The 16,677-nt window shown below is 54.8% G+C and carries 18 protein-coding genes and 1 other RNA gene; 13 read left to right on the top strand and 6 right to left on the bottom strand.

Going from position 1 to position 16,677, the window contains the following annotated elements; all coding sequences use genetic code 11:
- Positions 1–90 precede the first annotated feature (90 nt).
- The 4 genes from SE15_RS04475 to queG all read left to right on the top strand — a co-directional run bounded on the left by SE15_RS04475 (position 91) and on the right by queG (position 5,097).
- Positions 91–1,977: a TolB family protein gene (locus SE15_RS04475; protein ID WP_054520890.1), complete on the top strand. Its 1,887-nt coding sequence runs from the start codon at positions 91–93 to the stop codon at positions 1,975–1,977.
- Entirely contained in the window at positions 1,974–3,092 is a 1,119-nt protein-coding gene (locus SE15_RS04470; RefSeq protein ID WP_083461697.1) for a peptidoglycan DD-metalloendopeptidase family protein, read from the top strand. The genes SE15_RS04475 and SE15_RS04470 overlap by 4 nt, the downstream gene beginning before the upstream one ends.
- A 124-nt stretch (positions 3,093–3,216) precedes the next feature.
- Positions 3,217–3,912, top strand: coding sequence for an NBR1-Ig-like domain-containing protein (locus SE15_RS04465; RefSeq protein WP_054520888.1), 696 nt, complete (start codon positions 3,217–3,219; stop codon positions 3,910–3,912).
- A 27-nt stretch (positions 3,913–3,939) separates the two neighbouring features.
- Positions 3,940–5,097, top strand: a complete 1,158-nt coding sequence (gene queG, locus SE15_RS04460; protein ID WP_083461696.1) for a tRNA epoxyqueuosine(34) reductase QueG — start codon at positions 3,940–3,942, stop codon at positions 5,095–5,097.
- A 6-nt stretch (positions 5,098–5,103) separates the two neighbouring features.
- Here queG and SE15_RS04455 read toward each other — a convergent pair whose 3' ends face one another.
- The 3 genes from SE15_RS04455 to ssrS form a co-directional block, all read right to left on the bottom strand.
- The gene (locus SE15_RS04455; RefSeq protein ID WP_083461695.1) at positions 5,104–6,324 is read right to left on the bottom strand and encodes an AI-2E family transporter; all 1,221 of its coding nucleotides are present in this window, start codon (positions 6,322–6,324) and stop codon (positions 5,104–5,106) included.
- Positions 6,325–6,379: 55 nt separating this feature from the next.
- A complete protein-coding gene (locus SE15_RS04450) occupies positions 6,380–7,012 on the bottom strand; it encodes an FHA domain-containing protein (RefSeq protein WP_054520885.1) in 633 nt (210 codons plus the stop codon).
- Between the two features lie 104 nt (positions 7,013–7,116).
- Positions 7,117–7,296: non-coding RNA, 6S RNA (gene ssrS, locus SE15_RS14025), on the bottom strand.
- A 160-nt stretch (positions 7,297–7,456) separates the two neighbouring features.
- On the opposite strand from ssrS, the gene thpR reads away from it, so the two are divergent.
- The 9 genes from thpR to SE15_RS04410 all read left to right on the top strand — a co-directional run bounded on the left by thpR (position 7,457) and on the right by SE15_RS04410 (position 13,695).
- Positions 7,457–8,038, top strand: a complete 582-nt coding sequence (gene thpR / locus SE15_RS04445) for an RNA 2',3'-cyclic phosphodiesterase (RefSeq protein WP_160316661.1) — start codon at positions 7,457–7,459, stop codon at positions 8,036–8,038.
- A gap of 88 nt (positions 8,039–8,126) precedes the next feature.
- Entirely contained in the window at positions 8,127–8,471 is a 345-nt protein-coding gene (gene rsfS / locus SE15_RS04440; protein ID WP_330218234.1) for a ribosome silencing factor, read from the top strand.
- Positions 8,472–8,537: 66 nt separating this feature from the next.
- Positions 8,538–10,235 (top strand): hypothetical protein, encoded by a 1,698-nt coding sequence (locus SE15_RS04435; protein ID WP_152965532.1) that lies wholly within the window; start codon positions 8,538–8,540, stop codon positions 10,233–10,235.
- Between the two features lie 38 nt (positions 10,236–10,273).
- Positions 10,274–11,356: a tRNA (adenosine(37)-N6)-threonylcarbamoyltransferase complex transferase subunit TsaD gene (gene tsaD, locus SE15_RS04430; RefSeq protein WP_201778052.1), complete on the top strand. Its 1,083-nt coding sequence runs from the start codon at positions 10,274–10,276 to the stop codon at positions 11,354–11,356.
- Positions 11,353–11,973, top strand: coding sequence for an RNA polymerase sigma factor (locus tag SE15_RS04425; protein ID WP_054520881.1), 621 nt, complete (start codon positions 11,353–11,355; stop codon positions 11,971–11,973). The genes tsaD and SE15_RS04425 overlap by 4 nt, the downstream gene beginning before the upstream one ends.
- Complete coding sequence (locus SE15_RS04420; RefSeq protein ID WP_054520880.1) at positions 11,963–12,217, top strand: anti-sigma factor family protein; 255 nt, start codon at positions 11,963–11,965, stop codon at positions 12,215–12,217. The genes SE15_RS04425 and SE15_RS04420 overlap by 11 nt, the downstream gene beginning before the upstream one ends.
- Before the next feature lie 40 nt (positions 12,218–12,257).
- Positions 12,258–12,470, top strand: a complete 213-nt coding sequence (locus tag SE15_RS14310; RefSeq protein ID WP_152965531.1) for a hypothetical protein — start codon at positions 12,258–12,260, stop codon at positions 12,468–12,470.
- A gap of 68 nt (positions 12,471–12,538) precedes the next feature.
- On the top strand, positions 12,539–13,231 hold the full coding sequence (gene pdo, locus SE15_RS04415) for a protein disulfide oxidoreductase (RefSeq protein WP_054520879.1): 693 nt from the start codon (positions 12,539–12,541) through the stop codon (positions 13,229–13,231).
- 35 nt (positions 13,232–13,266) lie between these two features.
- The gene (locus SE15_RS04410; RefSeq protein ID WP_236689977.1) at positions 13,267–13,695 is read left to right on the top strand and encodes an OsmC family protein; all 429 of its coding nucleotides are present in this window, start codon (positions 13,267–13,269) and stop codon (positions 13,693–13,695) included.
- Positions 13,696–13,772: 77 nt separating this feature from the next.
- Here the strand turns inward: SE15_RS04410 and SE15_RS04405 are convergent, their stop codons facing one another.
- Genes SE15_RS04405 through SE15_RS04395 form a run of 3 tightly spaced genes read right to left on the bottom strand, consistent with a single transcriptional unit; the run spans position 13,773 to position 16,664 of the window.
- A complete protein-coding gene (locus tag SE15_RS04405) occupies positions 13,773–14,663 on the bottom strand; it encodes a PfkB family carbohydrate kinase (protein WP_054520878.1) in 891 nt (296 codons plus the stop codon).
- Positions 14,664–14,694: 31 nt separating this feature from the next.
- Positions 14,695–15,519 carry a BtpA/SgcQ family protein gene (locus SE15_RS04400; protein WP_054520877.1) on the bottom strand — a complete coding sequence of 275 codons (825 nt, stop codon included), beginning with the start codon at positions 15,517–15,519 and terminating at the stop codon, positions 14,695–14,697.
- Positions 15,516–16,664, bottom strand: coding sequence for an SIS domain-containing protein (locus SE15_RS04395; protein WP_054520876.1), 1,149 nt, complete (start codon positions 16,662–16,664; stop codon positions 15,516–15,518). Before SE15_RS04395 ends, SE15_RS04400 begins: the two co-directional genes overlap by 4 nt.
- Positions 16,665–16,677 lie beyond the last annotated feature (13 nt).

The raw sequence follows: 16,677 nt of genomic DNA, 5'->3' as shown, positions 1-16,677 counted from the left end.
TGGCGCAGTTCTTGCACCGATGACCTTACATTATTGCAAGTTACTACAACGCGGGGCAATGCTACAATTGTGGCAAGGATCAGCTCTCCCATGGCTGGGATAAAACCATCTTTCCTCTCCTTTCGCTACGGCCTTATCATTGCAAGCCTGTTGTTATGTCTGATCCTGGGGCTCGGCATTCTCCGCGCCACTTTGGGCCCTGTACCAACAACGGTTAGTGGAAGCGCTCCTCAACCCCCAACCCCGCCCTCTGCTACACCCGAAATACTCGTTCCAACCGCCACTCCAACCTCCCTCCCTTCCCCACCGCTTTCTATCTCTCCTCAGGCGCCTGGGGTGATTGTGCTGGCACTGAGCGATGGTCCCTTCATTCACTTATTTGCTTATCATCCTTATGCCCTTCCACTGACCCGTCTAACGGATAATCCCTGGGATGACGTTCATCCTGCGCTCAGCCCAGATGGTCAAAGACTGGCTTTCATATCCCGGCGCAATGGCTTTTGGAATCTTTACGTGCTTTCTCTGCCGGATGGCAAACTAACGCAAATCACCAATACACCCGAGTACAAAGGCCACCCAACCTGGTCTCCCGATGCTCAGTGGCTTGCGTATGAAGCCCTTGTCGATGGGAATCTTGAGATTCTGGTCAAATCAGCGCTTGATCCCTCCCAGGCTCCCATTCGTCTCACCGAGGATCCGGCCCTGGATTTTTCACCTCAATGGTCACCCCACGGTCGAGAAATTCTCTTCGTCTCCACCCGCTCGGGCAAAGAGGATATCTGGCTGGCCCGCCTCGATCTGGTTGAGGGCCGTTTTGTGAACCTTTCGCAGACGCCTGGCTGTGCCGAGCGCGATCCCGCGTGGTCCCCGGATGGGCGTTATGTGGCGTGGAGTGGTTGTGATGAAGGGGAACGTTCCATTTGGGTGTGGGACGGACTGAATCCCAACCAGGCTCCCCAGCGCTTGATTAGCGGAGAAAGCCCAGTCTGGTCGCCACAAGGGGACTATCTTATGGGTGTGCTCTCGACCCCCAACCAACTTTTTTGGGTGGGCTACAATTACGACCAGGATACACTTTGGGTGCCTCCCCAGCCATTATCCGGCCAGGTTCATGGCCTCACATGGGGGCCTCTCAATGCCCTCGAGGCCCTTAAGCCTTATTTTCTCCCCGGTCCCAGTCAATTTGCCAGCCTATTTTCTACCTCAACAGCCACCAGCACAACCCGACCCCGATTGACTCGCCTGGAAGATGTTGAAGCCCCTTACCCCTACCTCCTAGAGGAGGCGGCACCAGCGTTTGATCTTCTGCGCCAGGAAGTCGCACGCCAGGCTGGCTGGGATTTGCTGGGGAATCTCCAAAGTGCTTTTATGCCCATCAGTGAACCTAGTGGAGCCGGCCACGTAGATGACTGGCTTGTCACCGGACGTGCATTTGCCTTCAATCCCCTGCTCCTTCAAGCCAAATGGATAGTGCTTACCCGCGAAGATTATCATGGCGAGACTTACTGGCGTGTCTGGCTGCGTACTCGTTATCAGGATGGCTCGCAAGGGGTGCCACTCACACTTCCCGTATGGAATATAGAGGCTCGTTTCAACGGCAATCCCCAAGCCTATGAGCAGGGTGGCAGTACCGAAGCCCCTCCTGAAGGATATTGGGTGGACTTTACCGAACTGGCACAGCGCTGGGGATGGGAACGTCTGCCCGCTCTTTCGAACTGGCGGAGTTACTACCCGGCCGCCCGCTTCAACCAATTCGCATGGCGTAATGGCCTGGAATGGGATGAGGCAATGAGTCAGGTCTACCCCCCCGAAGTCCTCAATCCCCCGACCCCCTTCCCGACCTGGACGGTTACCCCATCACCAACTTCCACCCCTCGCATCTACACAAGCCCTTCACCAACTCTTGCTGCAACTCCCCTCGCCCCGGTGGTCCCCCGACCCACCCGGACACCCCCGCCCCACACTCGTGGCCCATGAGAACAAGACGCCTCTCTTCCTCCCTTGGTCTGCTCTTGACCCTCCTGGTGCTCTTCCAGAGTGGCTGTACCGCAACGGCATTAGCGGGCTCGGAGGTCGAAGCCGCCAGCCATCCGGGCGCAGTTACTCCCATACCCCCCTCGCCAACCCCCTCCACCCAACCTGCTCCCACCTCTGCCATTCCATGGTCACTTTCCTCAGAGCCCCCGCTGCGCTTTGCCCTACCCACGCCCGCACCACCGCCTGTTTCAATCTGGCGTCCCCCGCTCTATGATCCCCCATTGGCACTAACTCCCTATGATCATTTTCTCTTCTCCCGGCCAATTGCAGCCGATGAGGTTAACTGGCCATTGCCAGAATATCGCTATGGTGATTACTTTACAGGTACCGACATTGTTCACACCGGGATAGATATTGATGCCCCTCGCGGCACCCCCGTCCTCGCAGCCGGAAGCGGCGAGGTGGTTTGGGCCGGGTACGGCCTTTATGCAGGCCGAAACCGTCCCGATGATCCTTACGGCCTGGCTGTGGTTATTTTGCATGATTTTGGGTACCAGGGCCGTAAACTATATACCGTTTACGCCCACATGGATCAGATTGTAGTTGCGAGTGGTCAGCAAGTTGCCCCGGGTGATGTTCTGGGATATGTTGGAAGCACCGGCTTTACCACCGGCCCTCATCTTCATTTTGAGGTGCGCATTGAACAAAATTCATTTTTCGTCACCCGCAATCCAGAACTCTGGTTGGTCCCCCCTCAGGGGTGGGGAGTTCTGGCCGGGAGAGTGTTGAAAACCACGGGACAGCCAATTGAACGTTTGACCATAAACGTTCAGTCACTCGATATGGGACAGGTGTGGCAGGTACGCACTTATGCCCCCCATAGCGTGAACAGCGATGATTATTACCGCGAGAATATGGTGCTGAGCGATTTACCAGCCGGCAAGTACTGCATCTCCTTCGACTACAAAGGAACACGCTATCGTTTGGAAACCGATGTTACCCCCGGGATGGTGCGCTATTTCACTTTCCGCGAAGGTCAGGGGTTTTCTACCGACCTGCCAGCCCCATCCCTGCCCACGTCAGTCCCAACAGATGTGCCCACGCTTCAGCCCTAGGTCTCTGGTAATCCAATAAAGTTGCCAGCCCTTGACAATTCGGGCTTCCGGTTACAAAATAGGGCAGCATCTCCCTACCCAGGGATCAATTTTCTTGCTTCATGAAAATGGAGGAATTAGGAATATGACTCTTCGAAAAATTCTGGCTCTAAGCCTGATGATTGTGATCCTCTCAGCGTGTGCATCCTCAGCATCACGCACCCCCACTCCCGATCCGGCTCAAATCTACACTGAGGTTGCGCAGACGGTTCAGGCGGGTCTGACCCAAACAGCCGCAGCCATGCCGACCGCAACTCCCACCATCACGCCGCCGCCCACTGCAACAGCCACACCGACACCGGAAGTTACTCCACCGGCGCTTTCCGAGACTGCCACCCCGGCTGCCAGCCCAACGCGTCCAGGCGCCAATCTTCCTGACCGGGCCGAGTGGGTTAGCCAATCACCAGCAGATGGCACCGTCTTCCTGCCCGGCCAGGAATTTACAATGACCTGGACGATTCGCAACATTGGAGACACCACCTGGACCACAGCCTACCAGTTGCGTTTCTACCTCGCCAACCAGGCCCTGCGCCTTGGGGCTTCGGACATCAAATTTCCCAAGGAAGTTAAGAAGGGCGAGACTGTAGATTTGAGCCTCAACATGAAAGCCCCCACTACCCCCGGAGACTACACCAGCGTGTGGGTGCTGACGAATGCAAATGGGCAGAACTTCTACACAGTTTTCATCACCATAAAAGTCACTGGAGCGACAGCCACTTACACAGCAACCAGCACAACAGCCCCTACGGCTACTCCAACTGTAGAAACCCCTACTCCATAGATTGGGTCAATTTAACCCTACGCCGCTATGAGCGGTTCGTCCAACACAAACTCTTTGATCGAAATCCTGCACTTCAAGGCCGAGCAACTCGGCCTTGAACTTTTGGGCATCACTGTCCCGGTTGCTCCCCCTCATCTGTCCACCTACCTGGGCTGGATTGCCCAAGGGCATCACGCCGGCATGGCTTATATGGCCTCTGAGCGTAACCGTTTCTTGCGCACTCACCCGGAAGCCATCCTGCCCGAGGCGCAGGCGTTGCTGGTGGTGGGAATGCGTTACCCTGCGCCTCATGCCCTGCCCCCACCTTCCTCACACCCGGTGGGACGCATTGCCTCTTATGCATGGGGCAAAGATTACCACTTAACCCTCCCAGCCTTGCTCCAGGAACTGCTAAAGGTGGCAGAAGAATACTTGGGACATCCCATACCATCGCGTCTGTACTGCGACACTGGACCGGTGCTCGAACGTGATTTTGCTCAACAGGCGGGGCTGGGATGGATTGGCAAAAACACCTGTCTGATCCACCCCCGCAAAGGCTCTTACTTCTTTCTTGGGGAGGCATTTATTGGTGCCCCCCTTCCCCCTACCCCCGCCTTTTCTACCGACCATTGTGGCACCTGTCGACGCTGTATTGAAGCCTGCCCTACTCAGTGCATCCTCCCCAACCGCACCATAGATGCTGGGCGATGTATCTCTTACCTCACCATTGAAAACAAGGGGGCAATTCCCCGTGCCTTACGCCCTCGCATGGGCAACTGGGTGTTCGGATGTGATATCTGTCAGATGGTCTGCCCATGGAACTTACGCTTTGCCAAAGCCGATGGTAGTCCAGCCTTTGAAATGTACCCCGAAATTGCCTATCCGGACCTGAGGCGTGAATTACGACTCACTCCCGAGGCGTTTAAGGAACGGTATGGCAAGACTCCTGTGATTCGCGCCCGACGACGAGGGTTTTTACGCAACCTGGCCGTCGCCCTGGGCAACGCTGCCGATCCGTCTACCGTCCCCACGCTCGGGCAGGTTCTTCAGGAAGAACCTGAACCCCTGATACGCAGTCACGCCGCCTGGGCACTCGGACGAATCCAGACTCGTGCTGCCCGATACGTGCTGGAGAAGGCCCGCAAGAGCGAACCCATCCCAGAAGTGCAAATGGAAATAAATGCCGCCTTGGAAGAGACCCCTTGAGTTATTTCAGGTGCGCCGCAATCCCTGCACCAATTGTTTCCACGTGTGCTGAAGGAAATCTCGAATACCCCACACAAAATTCAAGGGTTGCCGACGTGGAGGGGGAACCACTTCCAGACCCTCCCAGGGGTCCAGATCAAACAACTTACGCAAGGCGTATGTGAGCAATAACTTAAGCGACGCAAGTACCGGTGCCGCCAGAACCACCCCAATAATGCCGAAAAGATTGGCTGAAATAATGGCTGCCACCATCACAGCCGCCGGATGAACCCGCAACGCTTCGCCCATCACACGCGGTACCACCATGTTATCCATGATAACATCGGTCACCCAAGCAACTCCAACCACCAGAAGCGCATAGGAAATGGGCAACAAGTTAAAAATCGTCGAGCCCTGCAGAAACGCTACCAACCCATAAGTGATCCATGCAACTGCCGGCCCCACGTAGGGAATGAAGCGCGCCAGCCCTGCCAGAAGCGCTAACCCAAAATAAAACTTCACCCCCAAGAGGCCCAAAATGACCATATAAACGACCACGGTCAGCGTGAAAATAACCAGTTGACCACGTAAAAATGCGTTCCAGATACGTCCCAACTCCGTATTCAGCCGCCGTAGATCTTCGGCATATCCTGGAATTTCAAGATTGAGCAACTGTTGCCGCGCCTGTTCAGCATCTGCCAGGATAAAATAGGCAACCAGGAGAGAAAAAAAGGTCCAACCAATTACAGTGGCCGCTCCAGCCGCCAGCGCACCTACCAGGTTACCCAATCGGGTCAGTAGAGGTTGCACAATGCCGAGCAATTGGTTGGCAAAATCCCCCACCGCCATCGTACTTAAGTCAAAACGGAAGGGGCCGATTTCAAACGGGTGATCGGTGAGGTTTTCTAGAAACTGGGGCAGTGTTCGCACCTGAGCCTGCAAAAAATTGATCAGGCTTTGAACCTGTTCAAGGATGGCCAACCCACCCAGTGTTAATAACCCCAGCAGTAAAACCAGAATAAACAAAAACAACAAGGTGCTGGCTAACCGCCAGGGCAGACGCAAACGCTGATTCAAGAACCGCACCACGGGGTAAAGCAAATAAGCGATCAAAAAGGCCATTAACAATGGACCGATAACCTGGCGAAAACGCATTAACAATCCCGCCAGGGTTGCCACCAGCGTTAAAGCCACCACCAGTTTTGTCGTACTGCTCCAGCGCGGTGAGGAAGGAGGAGATGAGAGCATGGACGATACCAACTTCTACGTCTCTGCTAACCTGTAAAACGGTAGGGAGAGATTCCTATGGACACGCACCGGGAAAGAAGAAGTTTGTTATCCCCGGTAAAAGCACACAATACAAATTCAGGGCATCAATAATAAACAATGTCACTGCCCCGCAGATCAAGACGCCCCCGCCTAGAATGATCAGGATCCAGGCCCACATCGGTAAACGCCGCCGAGCAGGCCGAGACTCAGGAAACGAAGTAGGAATTTCTACCAGTGTTGGCGGTTGGTCCTCAACCAGAGAGGCGGCAGGAGGGGATGCTTTGATTGAAACCGGCTCTGATTCAAGATGTTGACTCTCGCCCTCAGTAGATCGGAAAACTGCCACCGTTTCATCAATCCCCGTCCGGGTCACTTCAAAAACCAGACTGGTGTGTTCTCCCAGTTCAATGACATCCCCATGAGCCAGTGGTTTGAGAGCAGTGATCATCTCACCATTCACCAGGGTACCATTGGTTGAGCCCATGTCTTCAATCGCGTAGGTGCTTCCACGGAGAAGAAAACGCGCATGACGGCGGGAAACCTCCGGATCAGCAATGACGATATCGTTAGAAGGGTCACGCCCTAGCCAGACTTCCTCTTTTTCCAAGGAGAATCGTTCGCCTGGGGTTGGCCCAGAACGCATATAGAGTTGAAAAGAAGTGCTCATGCGTCACCTCGCCAGGATTCACACGTTACTATATAAGCTCAGTTTAGCAAGGGCGAGGATCCCTGTCAAATAAATTGCGGCGAATGAATGATGGGACCGGATTAAAAGACCCCGCCGTGCCGTGTGCTGCGTAGTTTTGAACCTGCTCTCGCAGGATTTGGGTCCCTCCACCTTGGATCCGCCTTGGCCGCAGCCTATCGCGTTTCGCAAGGATGAGTCGGAACCCTCGTGATAGGTGTTGGCTCAAAACCGGTCGTGCGGCATCACGTGCACAGCAGGGCAATTTTTTTATACCACAATTTTTTTCAAACGGGTAGATACCAGAGACTTTTTGTCAAGAGCAAAAAGATTTGTACAGACAAGCCCCCAGATTGACGGAATGCTTCAGCCTGAGTATACTGGACGAAAACCCACTCTGACCCTACTTTCTAAAAAATGAAACGTGTGCGTGCTTTCATTGCCATTGAATTTCCCCAAGATCTTCAGCACCAATTAAGTGCTCTGTCTCAGAATCTTCGCACCGCAGGCTTAAGCGGCATTCGATGGGTACCACCTGAAAATATTCACCTTACCCTAAAGTTTCTGGGGGAAATTCCCCCTGACGTCTTGCAAGGTTTCATTACCCATTTACCCGACCTGGCTCAGACCGCTTCACCATTCACCCTACGCCTTCAGGGTTTGGGGGTGTTTCCGGGCTTACGCCATCCTCGCGTCCTGTGGGTGGGCGTCGAAGCCCCGCAAGCCCTTTTCGACCTGCAACGCGAAGTAGAAACACTGGCTCACCGCCTGGGCATCCCCCCTGAAGATCGTCCCTTCACACCGCACATTACTCTGGGACGTATGCGCCCAGATTTCAGTCTTCGCGACCAAACACTTTTAGAGACTCAGCTCCAAAACCCGGCCTTAAACTTTCACGCCTCGCTAAATGTGGATCGGGTGTGTCTTTTCCGTTCCGACCTGCTCCCCGATGGCGCACGTTATACCCTGCTGCTGCAAGCCCCTCTGCTCAGAGGCAGAGAAAAGTAGGCTTTGCTCATCAGGGGTCACTGCAGAATGTGCTAGAATTTAAGCAGCTCCAACAATCAAATGAAATCCTTTTGCTCCGAGGTGAACTCTGAACGCTCTTGAAGTTGCCCGCCGTATTGTTGACACATTGGAAGAGAAAAAGGGAGAGAATATCCTGCTCCTTGATATCCACGAACTCGCCAATTTTGCCGATTACTTTGTCCTATGCTCTGGAACCAGTGAGCGCATGCTAAATGCGCTGGCCGATGCAGTTTGCGAAAGCGCCAAGCAACAATTCAGCCTGATTGCACGCCTGGAGGGCTTTGCCAGTGCCGGATGGGTTGTCGTTGACTTGGGGGATGTAGTGGTTCACCTTTTTTCGCCTGAACGGCGGAACTATTATCGTCTAGAAGATTTGTGGAGCCAAGCCAAAGTGCTGGTACGCCTCCAATAGGCTGTCTCAATCTCATTATCACTCATCCTACATAGCACAGAAGCCAATTATCTGGGGAGGGGAGCAATGAGACCAGGGCAAACCAAACCATGGATGGGCCTGTTATTGGGGATCTGGATGGGGTTGTTGGTTGCTTGCACTCCAAGTACGCCTCAACCCGTGCCCACACCCACCTCCACACACCCTGCTACGGGCGTCCTGATTCGCTTTCGTGGCGATCTCTTTTCCACGGCAGGGGAATGTGGCTACTGTCATACCGCTCTGAAATCGGCCAGCAGTAGTACCTACTCGATCCAGGATGATTGGCGAAGCACGCTGATGGCTAATGCCGGACGTGACCCATATTATCTAGCCCACGTAGCCGAAGAGGTAGACCTCCACCCCCAGCATCGGGCTACTATCGAGGCCAAATGCGCCACCTGTCACATTGGGATGGCCTCCTTCTCGGCCAATTTCTCTCAGCAAGAGATTGCCATTCTGGGGAAAGAGGGATTGCTCAATTCCCAGAATCCGCACTACCTGCTAGCCCTGGATGGGGTTTCCTGTACCCTTTGCCACCAGATTCAACCTGGTGGGTTGGGACAGCCCGAGAGTTTCAGTGGCGGATTTAGCATAGACGCCACCACCCCCGCCGGGAGTCGCGTTGTTTTTGGGCGCTTTAATGTTGAACCCGCCATGGTCACCGTGATGCAAAGCGCCTCCGGGTTCATTCCTCAAACCAGCAATCATCTAACCCAATCCGAATTTTGCGCGGTTTGCCACAATCTGTTTACCCCCTATGTGGATAATGGCGGCGCTCTCAGCACCGAGCTCTTTCCAGAACAAACCCCCTATACGGAATGGTTGCACTCTTCCTACGCTGTGGCTCAATCCTGCCAGGATTGCCACATGCCAGCAGCAGGCGAGGCCGTCCCGGTTGCCAATACTGGGAGCCCTGCCCGCGATCCCTACCACCAGCACTATTTTGTAGGGGGCAACCAATGGATGCTTCAGTTGCTAAAAACCCATGGGGAGGCTCTCAAGGTCTCAGCAGAAGACTTGCAGTTCGATCAAACCCTCTCCCGAACCTCTGAGCAACTACAAACGAAAACGGCCCGTATTCAAATTAGCGCGGAGACAAAAGAGGAGGTTTTGGATGTAAGTATACGCATCGAAACGCTGACCGGCCATAAATTCCCCACCAGTTTTCCCTCTCGCCGGGCATGGGTACATCTGGTAGTGCGCGATGCTAATGGACAAGTGCTCTTCGAATCGGGGGCCTGGCGCCCGGATGGGAGCATCATCGGAAACGACAACGACGAGGATGAAACGCGTTATGAACCTCACTATCAGGTGATCACTCAGCCAGATCAGGTACAGATCTACGAGCCGATCATCGGTGATCCTAACGGTCAGATCACCACCAGTCTCCTTCGCGCCCAGCATTATATTATTATTAAGGACAATCGCTTACTGCCTGCCGGCTTTGATAAAAATAACGCCCCTCGCGAGATCGCGGTTCACGGAGAAGCCGCCCAGGATCCGGATTTCACCGCGGGCGGTGACACCATCCACTACCGAATTGCCCTAGTCCCTTCACCCGCCTATCCGCTCACGGTTGAGGCTTCCCTTTATTACCAGTCAATTGGCTTTCGCTGGATGCAGAAATTTTCGTCATTAAAAACCCCCGAGGCCCAAACCTTCATGGGTTTTGCTCAAAGCATTCCTAATGAACCCGTTCGCATTGCCAGTGAACAAACGGATGTGCTGCAGCCAATTCGCTAGGCCCCCATGGAAGCCTAAAAACATGGTATAAAAAAGGCATGCACACGACCAGTCCGTCGCCAGATTCACCTCGCATCCGCATCCTGGGCATTGAAACCTCCTGTGACGAAACGGCTGCCGCCGTTGTCGAAGATGGACATTTCCCCCTTTCTAATGTGGTGGCTTCACAGATCGCAGTCCATGCCCAATACGGTGGGGTGTTTCCTGAAGTTGCCTCTCGTCAGCACATTCGCACCATTTACGCAGTTGTTAATGAAGCCTTGGAACAGGCTCACCTCAGTTTAGAGGAGATTGATGCGATTGCAGTAACTCGCGGGCCGGGCCTTCCCGGCTCTCTGGTCGTAGGCCTGAACATGGCCAAGGGCTTGGCACTGGCTTCGCACAAGCCGCTCATTGGGATCAATCATTTAGAGGGGCACATTTACTCTGCCTGGTTGGCATCCCAGGAGCCCGGCGACCACCATCCCCCTCAGTTTCCGCTACTTGCTTTGTTGGTTTCAGGCGGACATACTGAACTTATTCTTATGACCGATCACCTGGTTTATCAGCGGCTTGGCGCCACCCTGGATGATGCAGCAGGTGAAGCCTTTGACAAGGTTGGACGCTTGCTCGGCCTCGCGTACCCCGGCGGACCGGCGATTCAAGAAGCGGCTCGCAATGGCGACGAAACCGCCTTTCACTTTCCCCGCGCTCGCTTGGAAGGCACATGGGATTTTTCCTTCAGCGGGCTGAAAACCGCCGTACTTCGCACGGTACAGGACCTTCAGAAAAGTGGGCGAGGGATGCCGCTGGCCGACTTGGCAGCCAGTTTTCAGGCAGCAGTTGTAGACACGCTGGTGAGCAAAACCCTGCATGCCGCACGAACCTTTCGCGTGCGTGAGATTCTGGTAGCCGGGGGCGTTTCGGCTAACCTGGCTTTGCGACGGGCCTTTCAGGAGCAACGGGAATTTCCAGTTCACTTTCCCCCACCCTCCCTTTGCACGGACAACGCAGCCATGATCGCGGCCGCCGGCTACTTCCATTACCTCGCTGGACACCAAGATGGTTTAGATATTGATGTTTTACCCACCTGGCCACTCCTGACAACTGAAACCTTATCTGCCCCCTCTGCATCTAAATGAGTGAATCGGTTTCGTCCCCCACTTTTTCTTTGGAGGCTCTGCGCAACGGAGACCGCAAAGAATTCGCACGGCTGGTTGACACTTTCTCAACGCCTATTTACCGCTTAGCCCTCAAAATCCTGGGGGACCCACAAGACGCGGAGGATATTTTGCAGGAAACTTTTATCAAGGCGCTTTCGGCCTTGCCCACGTTCGAAGGGCGCTCCAGCCTCTCAACCTGGCTGTACCGCATCGCCGTCAACGAAGCGCTGATGATGCTACGCCGCCGCAAGCCCGAAACCTTGCTGACTGAAAATGATGGGGGAGATGAAGAAAGCGGCAATGGCGAAAGCACCTACCTGATAGACTGGTGTTGCCTGCCCGAGGAAGAATTGCTCTCCGAAGAAGCACGGCAGTTTTTGGATCACGCCATTGCCCAATTACCAGAAAATCTGCGCCTGGTGTTCTGGCTAAGAGATGTTGAAGGCCTGTCTATTAAAGAAACCGCAGAGGCATTGGGGCTCAGCGAGACCAACGTGAAAACTCGCCTCTTGCGAGCGCGCCTGCGACTTCGCGAACTGCTCTCCGATTATTACCGCGAACGCATGGAAGTGAGGCGTGAAGAAGATGCCAACTAAAAAATGCAAAGCCTTGCTTTCACAACTCTCTGAATATGTGGATGGAACCCTGGATCCACGCCTGTGTAAGGTGCTTGAGCGCCATCTGAAAACCTGCGAAGATTGTCGCGTGGTCCTTAACACCATGCGTAAAACAATTGATCTTTACCGCACCGTCGGCGAATCTCAAGCCATACCCAACGAGGTGCGTGAGCGCCTTTTTTATCGCCTCGATCTCAGCGAGTATCTCAAGAAACGCCCCTAAAACTGTCACTTTTTCCGCCCCCACGCATCTAAAAGCAAAGATGGAAACGGAGTCCCCTTCTCCTAATCAGAGCAACGCCATGGACGAGACCTTATGGCTTCACCTCGCCCAGGATGAGAATTTGGCGTCTCCCAAGGCTGCACAGCCGGGTCAACCCTGCCCCCGTTGTCACCAGGGGATTATGGACTACGATGGTCTGCTCAACCTGGTCTGCCCCGTCTGTCACTACGTAGAAGGGGGCGGCTGTACCTGATAGAACAATCGCCACGCCCCGGTGGGGCCCCGTCCTGGAATTTACAAAACTTTTGGAGGAGTTTATCCATGACTTTACTTGATGAAAACATTCGTGCCCAGTTGCGTGAGGTTTTTGCCGACCTCAAGCATCCGGTAAAAATCGTCTTTTTTGGAGATGAGGCCGAAAATTGCGAATACTGCGAGGACACCCGCCAACTGCTGACCGAAGTAGCCGACCTCGCCCTTGACAAGATTCACCTGGAAACCTACGATCTAAAAGGCAATCCCGAACTGGCAAAGAAATACCGGGTCGAGAGAGCACCAGGATTTGTTATCCTGGGCATGAGAGGAAATGAAATCCTGGATTATGGTGTGCGTTATGCTGGAATCCCCGCGGGGCATGAATTCACTTCACTCATTAACGACATCATCAACGTCTCACGGCAGGATTCGGGCCTTAAGAAAGAGACTCGGGAAGGACTCACCAAACTCCATGATCCCGTATCCATCCAGGTCTTTGTGACCCCCTCCTGCCCATACTGCCCACGTGCCGTCATCCTAGCACACCAGATGGCCATTGAAAGTCCGCTCATTGAGGCCGAGATGGTCGAAGCATTAGAATTTCCCAAACTAGCAGATGAATATGGGGTCTCTGGCGTACCTCATACCGTCATTAATGTGCAAAAATCGAACGGCCAAAGAGGATTTGAAGAAGTCGTAGGTGCTGTGCCTGAAAAGAACCTGCTTGAGGCCATATTAGCAGCGGCTAATCCGGCATAACCCATCTCAGCCTATCTCAACGGAGGAGATTATTTATGACCCTGGACGCTAAAGTTGTCTGGAAAAGCGGGTTGGCTTTTACCGGCTCAGCTAATTCGGGTTTTACGGTAGATCTGGACAGCGACGTTGCTGTGGGAGGGAGTGATTCGGGACTGCGGCCAATGGAATTAGTGGCTATTGGCATTGCGGGCTGTACTGCAATGGACGTGATATCCATTTTACAGAAGAAGCGTCAGGACGTGACGGCTTTTGAGGTCAAAGTAACCGCCCAGCGCGCCCCCGAGCATCCCAAGCGGATTACCGAGGTTGAGATTGAGTATATCGTCACCGGACGAAATATTGATCCGGCGGCAGTGGAACGGGCCGTCGAGCTCTCGGAAACCAAATATTGCTCAGCCATTGCCACCATGCGCGGGTGCGTCACTTTCTCCCGTAAAATCACGCTACACGAAGCCCAGGCCTGAAATCACCTAACGCAAACCGACGGGCTCAGAAACGCCCAGAAAATTGGGGCTCTGAGCCCGTTTTTTTCGAGATTCATTCAAAAGGTAAGTTGCCGCAAGCGTTCAAGTGCGCGTGGACGAGCCTCCTCCCAATCGTACAAAGCACCGAACTGCTCCAGCGCCATTGAAGCCGAAACGGCCCCCAGGTATCCAGCCCAACGCAAGTTGCGCTGCTGCACCCATCCCACCAGAAATCCCCCACAATAAGCATTGCCGGCGCCGGTGACATCTACAATACAAGCAGGAGAAACAGGTGGAATTGCAATAAATTCCTCTCCAACCTTCCCCACCAAACTGCCCTGAGCGCCCATCCGCAGGGCTACCACTTTTGCCCCCATGGCCAGTAGAGCGCTCATTACCTCGTGCGGAGACTGCCGACCGGTCAGGGCTTGCCCCTCACCCAAGTTAGGTGAGACAATATCCACCCACCCCAGATACTCAGCAAACCGCTCTCGATTCTGAGGTACGCAAAAGGCATCCCATGGCTCCCAGAGAAGAGTGGAAACCCCCTGGCCACGCAAAAAGGTGGCCCAACGCGGCACTTCCCAAGGGGCACAATGCAAATGAACTCCCTGCACATCTTGAAATGCACTCGGCCAGTCCTCAGGGGCGGGTACGCTCTGCTCTACCCAACTGGAATCCACGCGGAAAACCTCATGACGGGTGCCATCCGCCTCAAATACCTGCCAGGCTCGTAATACAGGGTACGACCGGTGAAGCAAGCCTTCAGGCAGGAAAGCATGCCTCAACTGAGCCTCCAGGTCGGGAGGGAAGTCGTTCCCCAGGGTTACCAGAAGGCCAACCCGATCCTCCCACAGGCGCATTCCCATGGCCGCATGAGTTGCACCACCCCCAAGCACGCCCATCTGAGTCCTGCCATTGGGCAAGACAATATCATCCAGGATCACCACACCAATGGAGACGAACACACTCGTGCGCTCCCATAATTCTCACAACTTATCATGATTGAAGAGCCCTTTGAACCGCTTCCATGAACACTTGAATTCGCTCTATTTCCCATTCATCTAGGAGGGCCTCTCGCGTCCAGCCCTGGCGGGACTTGAAGGTACTACTAACAATCACCCCATCTGCTACTTGCAAGGCCTGTGCCACGTTACCGGCATTGGCACCACCCCCCAGGAACAAGGGTACGCCCAGAGCTGCCGCACGCACTTGGCCTAACATCTCCAAAGACTCTGCAAACGAAAGTCCCGTCAACACCAGCCCATCTGCCCGCCCAAAAACAGCCGCCTGACGCGCCTCCTCAACCAGCGGTAAACGGCCCAGAGGTTCGCCAGTGCGATCATAAACATCGGCCAGAATCGCAATATTCTCCGCTCCCAACTGAGCGCGGTATTGAACGGCTTCATAAGCACACCCCTGGAGAATTCCCTCCGCCTTAACCATCGCGCCCACATAAACCTTGAGGCGCACAAACTGAGCCTCCACCGCCTGCGCAATAGCCAGTGGCTCCCGCGCTCCATGGCTCATCAGGCAGACCCCTAAAATCAGGTCGGGGAAAGCCTGCCGTAAGGCTGCCCCCACGACAGACAAAGAAGCCACCGTGTGGGGCTGTACGGACGACGCAACCGGGGTATCGGCTACATCCTGAATATACAGCGCCGGGATTCCGGCTCTAACGGCGCGCTCAGCATTACGCAAGGCGTAGTCCACAATCTGACGCATGGGCTGTGCGGCGGGATGGCGCGAGGCGGGATGTGGAGGCAGATGCAGCGCCGCAATCACACGCAGTGCGCTGAACCCCGAAACCTGCAAGCCCTTCATGGTTGCCACGCCTCCCAAGTCTCGCTGGTGCGAATGCGGCTGATCCCCCCACCACCTTCAATGCTTCGGCCGCCACTAAATCCCCTGAAGAATGTCTCGCCAATCACTTCAGCGCGGTAAGCAGCAAAAAGTTCTCCTGGGATCGCCGCCACCACTGGGGAGAGCACCTCCGGTACGCTGGCAATGGGAAGATGGCTGTCGGCCAGTTCCACCAAAGCGGTGGCCTCATCTGGTGCGATGGCCACCACACGCCGACCAATGGTTTTCGCCGCAGTGGCAGCCTCTACCGTACGCGAATATTCTCGCCCCACCGCGGTAATGAAGAAAGTGGGCGTCTCCACCGCCCGGGCAAAGTACTGCAAGTGCCCCCACTCCTCAGTATCCTGACCCAGCGCAGAATCGCCTGATGCCTCTAGAATCTTGGCTGCTGAAAAAAGCGCCGTACCAAAATTAGGCCCACCACCAACGAAGACAAACTCACTGGCATCTTTCCAGGCTTGTGCCAGTTCACGCGCCCGAGGTTCGGCGTGTTCCAGCGTCCAGGCAACGGCTTCGCCCAGACCGCGAATGCGCGCCCGCCAGGCATCAGCCTCACCCAATGTCAGACGTCCACGCACCTCCCCCAAACGAACAGCGCTCAATAATAAGGCCAGTTGGTTGACGAAGAATGAGCGCACCCCTGGGGTTGCCGTGCCTGGTGGTTCATCAAAAGGCGGCGCTGCAGCCAGAAACGTACGTTCGGCCACCTGAGTAACTCGACTGCCCGGCGTAGCGGTCAGTGCAATGGTCACAGCACCAAACTGCCGTCCCATCGCCAGAGCCTCAGCCGTCCGCGCCACAGCACCGGAGACAGAAACGCCAATGACAAGGTTGGTCAACGGTCCAATAGATGGCATGTACCCGGCAGCATAGCGAGCGTACTGTAAAGCCGTCATGGGCTCCACAGGAACACCCGCCAGTGCCTCGAAAGCATATTCCGTATTCAATGCCACATGGTGCGAGTCCCCACACCCAACCAGAAAAAGGCGCTTGACCGAAAGGCACAATTCATGATCCAACACCTTGCGTACGGTCTCATCCAAACTCGGGAAGACCTCGCCGACCAAAGCCGGCAAACTGAATATTTGAGCCAACATCGTGTTCATGAAAACCTCCGTG

Origin of the sequence: Thermanaerothrix daxensis, from assembly GCF_001306145.1 — a bacterium.
Lineage (GTDB): Bacteria > Chloroflexota > Anaerolineae > Anaerolineales > Anaerolineaceae > Thermanaerothrix > Thermanaerothrix daxensis.
Note: the sequence above shows the minus strand (reverse complement) of the source record. Positions and strands in the feature narration are given on the sequence as shown.

Bases quoted from the DNA above. Each gene is read 5' to 3' on its own strand.
- SE15_RS04420 (WP_054520880.1), top strand. From the start codon at position 11,963: ATGCCAACTAAAAAATGCAAAGCCTTGCTTTCACAACTCTCTGAATAT.
- pdo (WP_054520879.1), top strand. From the start codon at position 12,539: ATGACTTTACTTGATGAAAACATTCGTGCCCAGTTGCGTGAGGTTTTT.
- SE15_RS14310 (WP_152965531.1), top strand. From the start codon at position 12,258: ATGGAAACGGAGTCCCCTTCTCCTAATCAGAGCAACGCCATGGACGAG.
- SE15_RS04450 (WP_054520885.1), bottom strand. From the start codon at position 7,012: ATGAGCACTTCTTTTCAACTCTATATGCGTTCTGGGCCAACCCCAGGC.
- SE15_RS04455 (WP_083461695.1), bottom strand. From the start codon at position 6,324: ATGCTCTCATCTCCTCCTTCCTCACCGCGCTGGAGCAGTACGACAAAA.
- SE15_RS04400 (WP_054520877.1), bottom strand. From the start codon at position 15,519: ATGAAGGGCTTGCAGGTTTCGGGGTTCAGCGCACTGCGTGTGATTGCG.
- SE15_RS04475 (WP_054520890.1), top strand. From the start codon at position 91: ATGGCTGGGATAAAACCATCTTTCCTCTCCTTTCGCTACGGCCTTATC.
- SE15_RS04435 (WP_152965532.1), top strand. From the start codon at position 8,538: ATGAGACCAGGGCAAACCAAACCATGGATGGGCCTGTTATTGGGGATC.
- SE15_RS04465 (WP_054520888.1), top strand. From the start codon at position 3,217: ATGACTCTTCGAAAAATTCTGGCTCTAAGCCTGATGATTGTGATCCTC.
- queG (WP_083461696.1), top strand. From the start codon at position 3,940: ATGAGCGGTTCGTCCAACACAAACTCTTTGATCGAAATCCTGCACTTC.
- SE15_RS04395 (WP_054520876.1), bottom strand. From the start codon at position 16,664: ATGAACACGATGTTGGCTCAAATATTCAGTTTGCCGGCTTTGGTCGGC.
- tsaD (WP_201778052.1), top strand. From the start codon at position 10,274: ATGCACACGACCAGTCCGTCGCCAGATTCACCTCGCATCCGCATCCTG.
- SE15_RS04470 (WP_083461697.1), top strand. From the start codon at position 1,974: ATGAGAACAAGACGCCTCTCTTCCTCCCTTGGTCTGCTCTTGACCCTC.
- SE15_RS04425 (WP_054520881.1), top strand. From the start codon at position 11,353: ATGAGTGAATCGGTTTCGTCCCCCACTTTTTCTTTGGAGGCTCTGCGC.
- SE15_RS04410 (WP_236689977.1), top strand. From the start codon at position 13,267: ATGACCCTGGACGCTAAAGTTGTCTGGAAAAGCGGGTTGGCTTTTACC.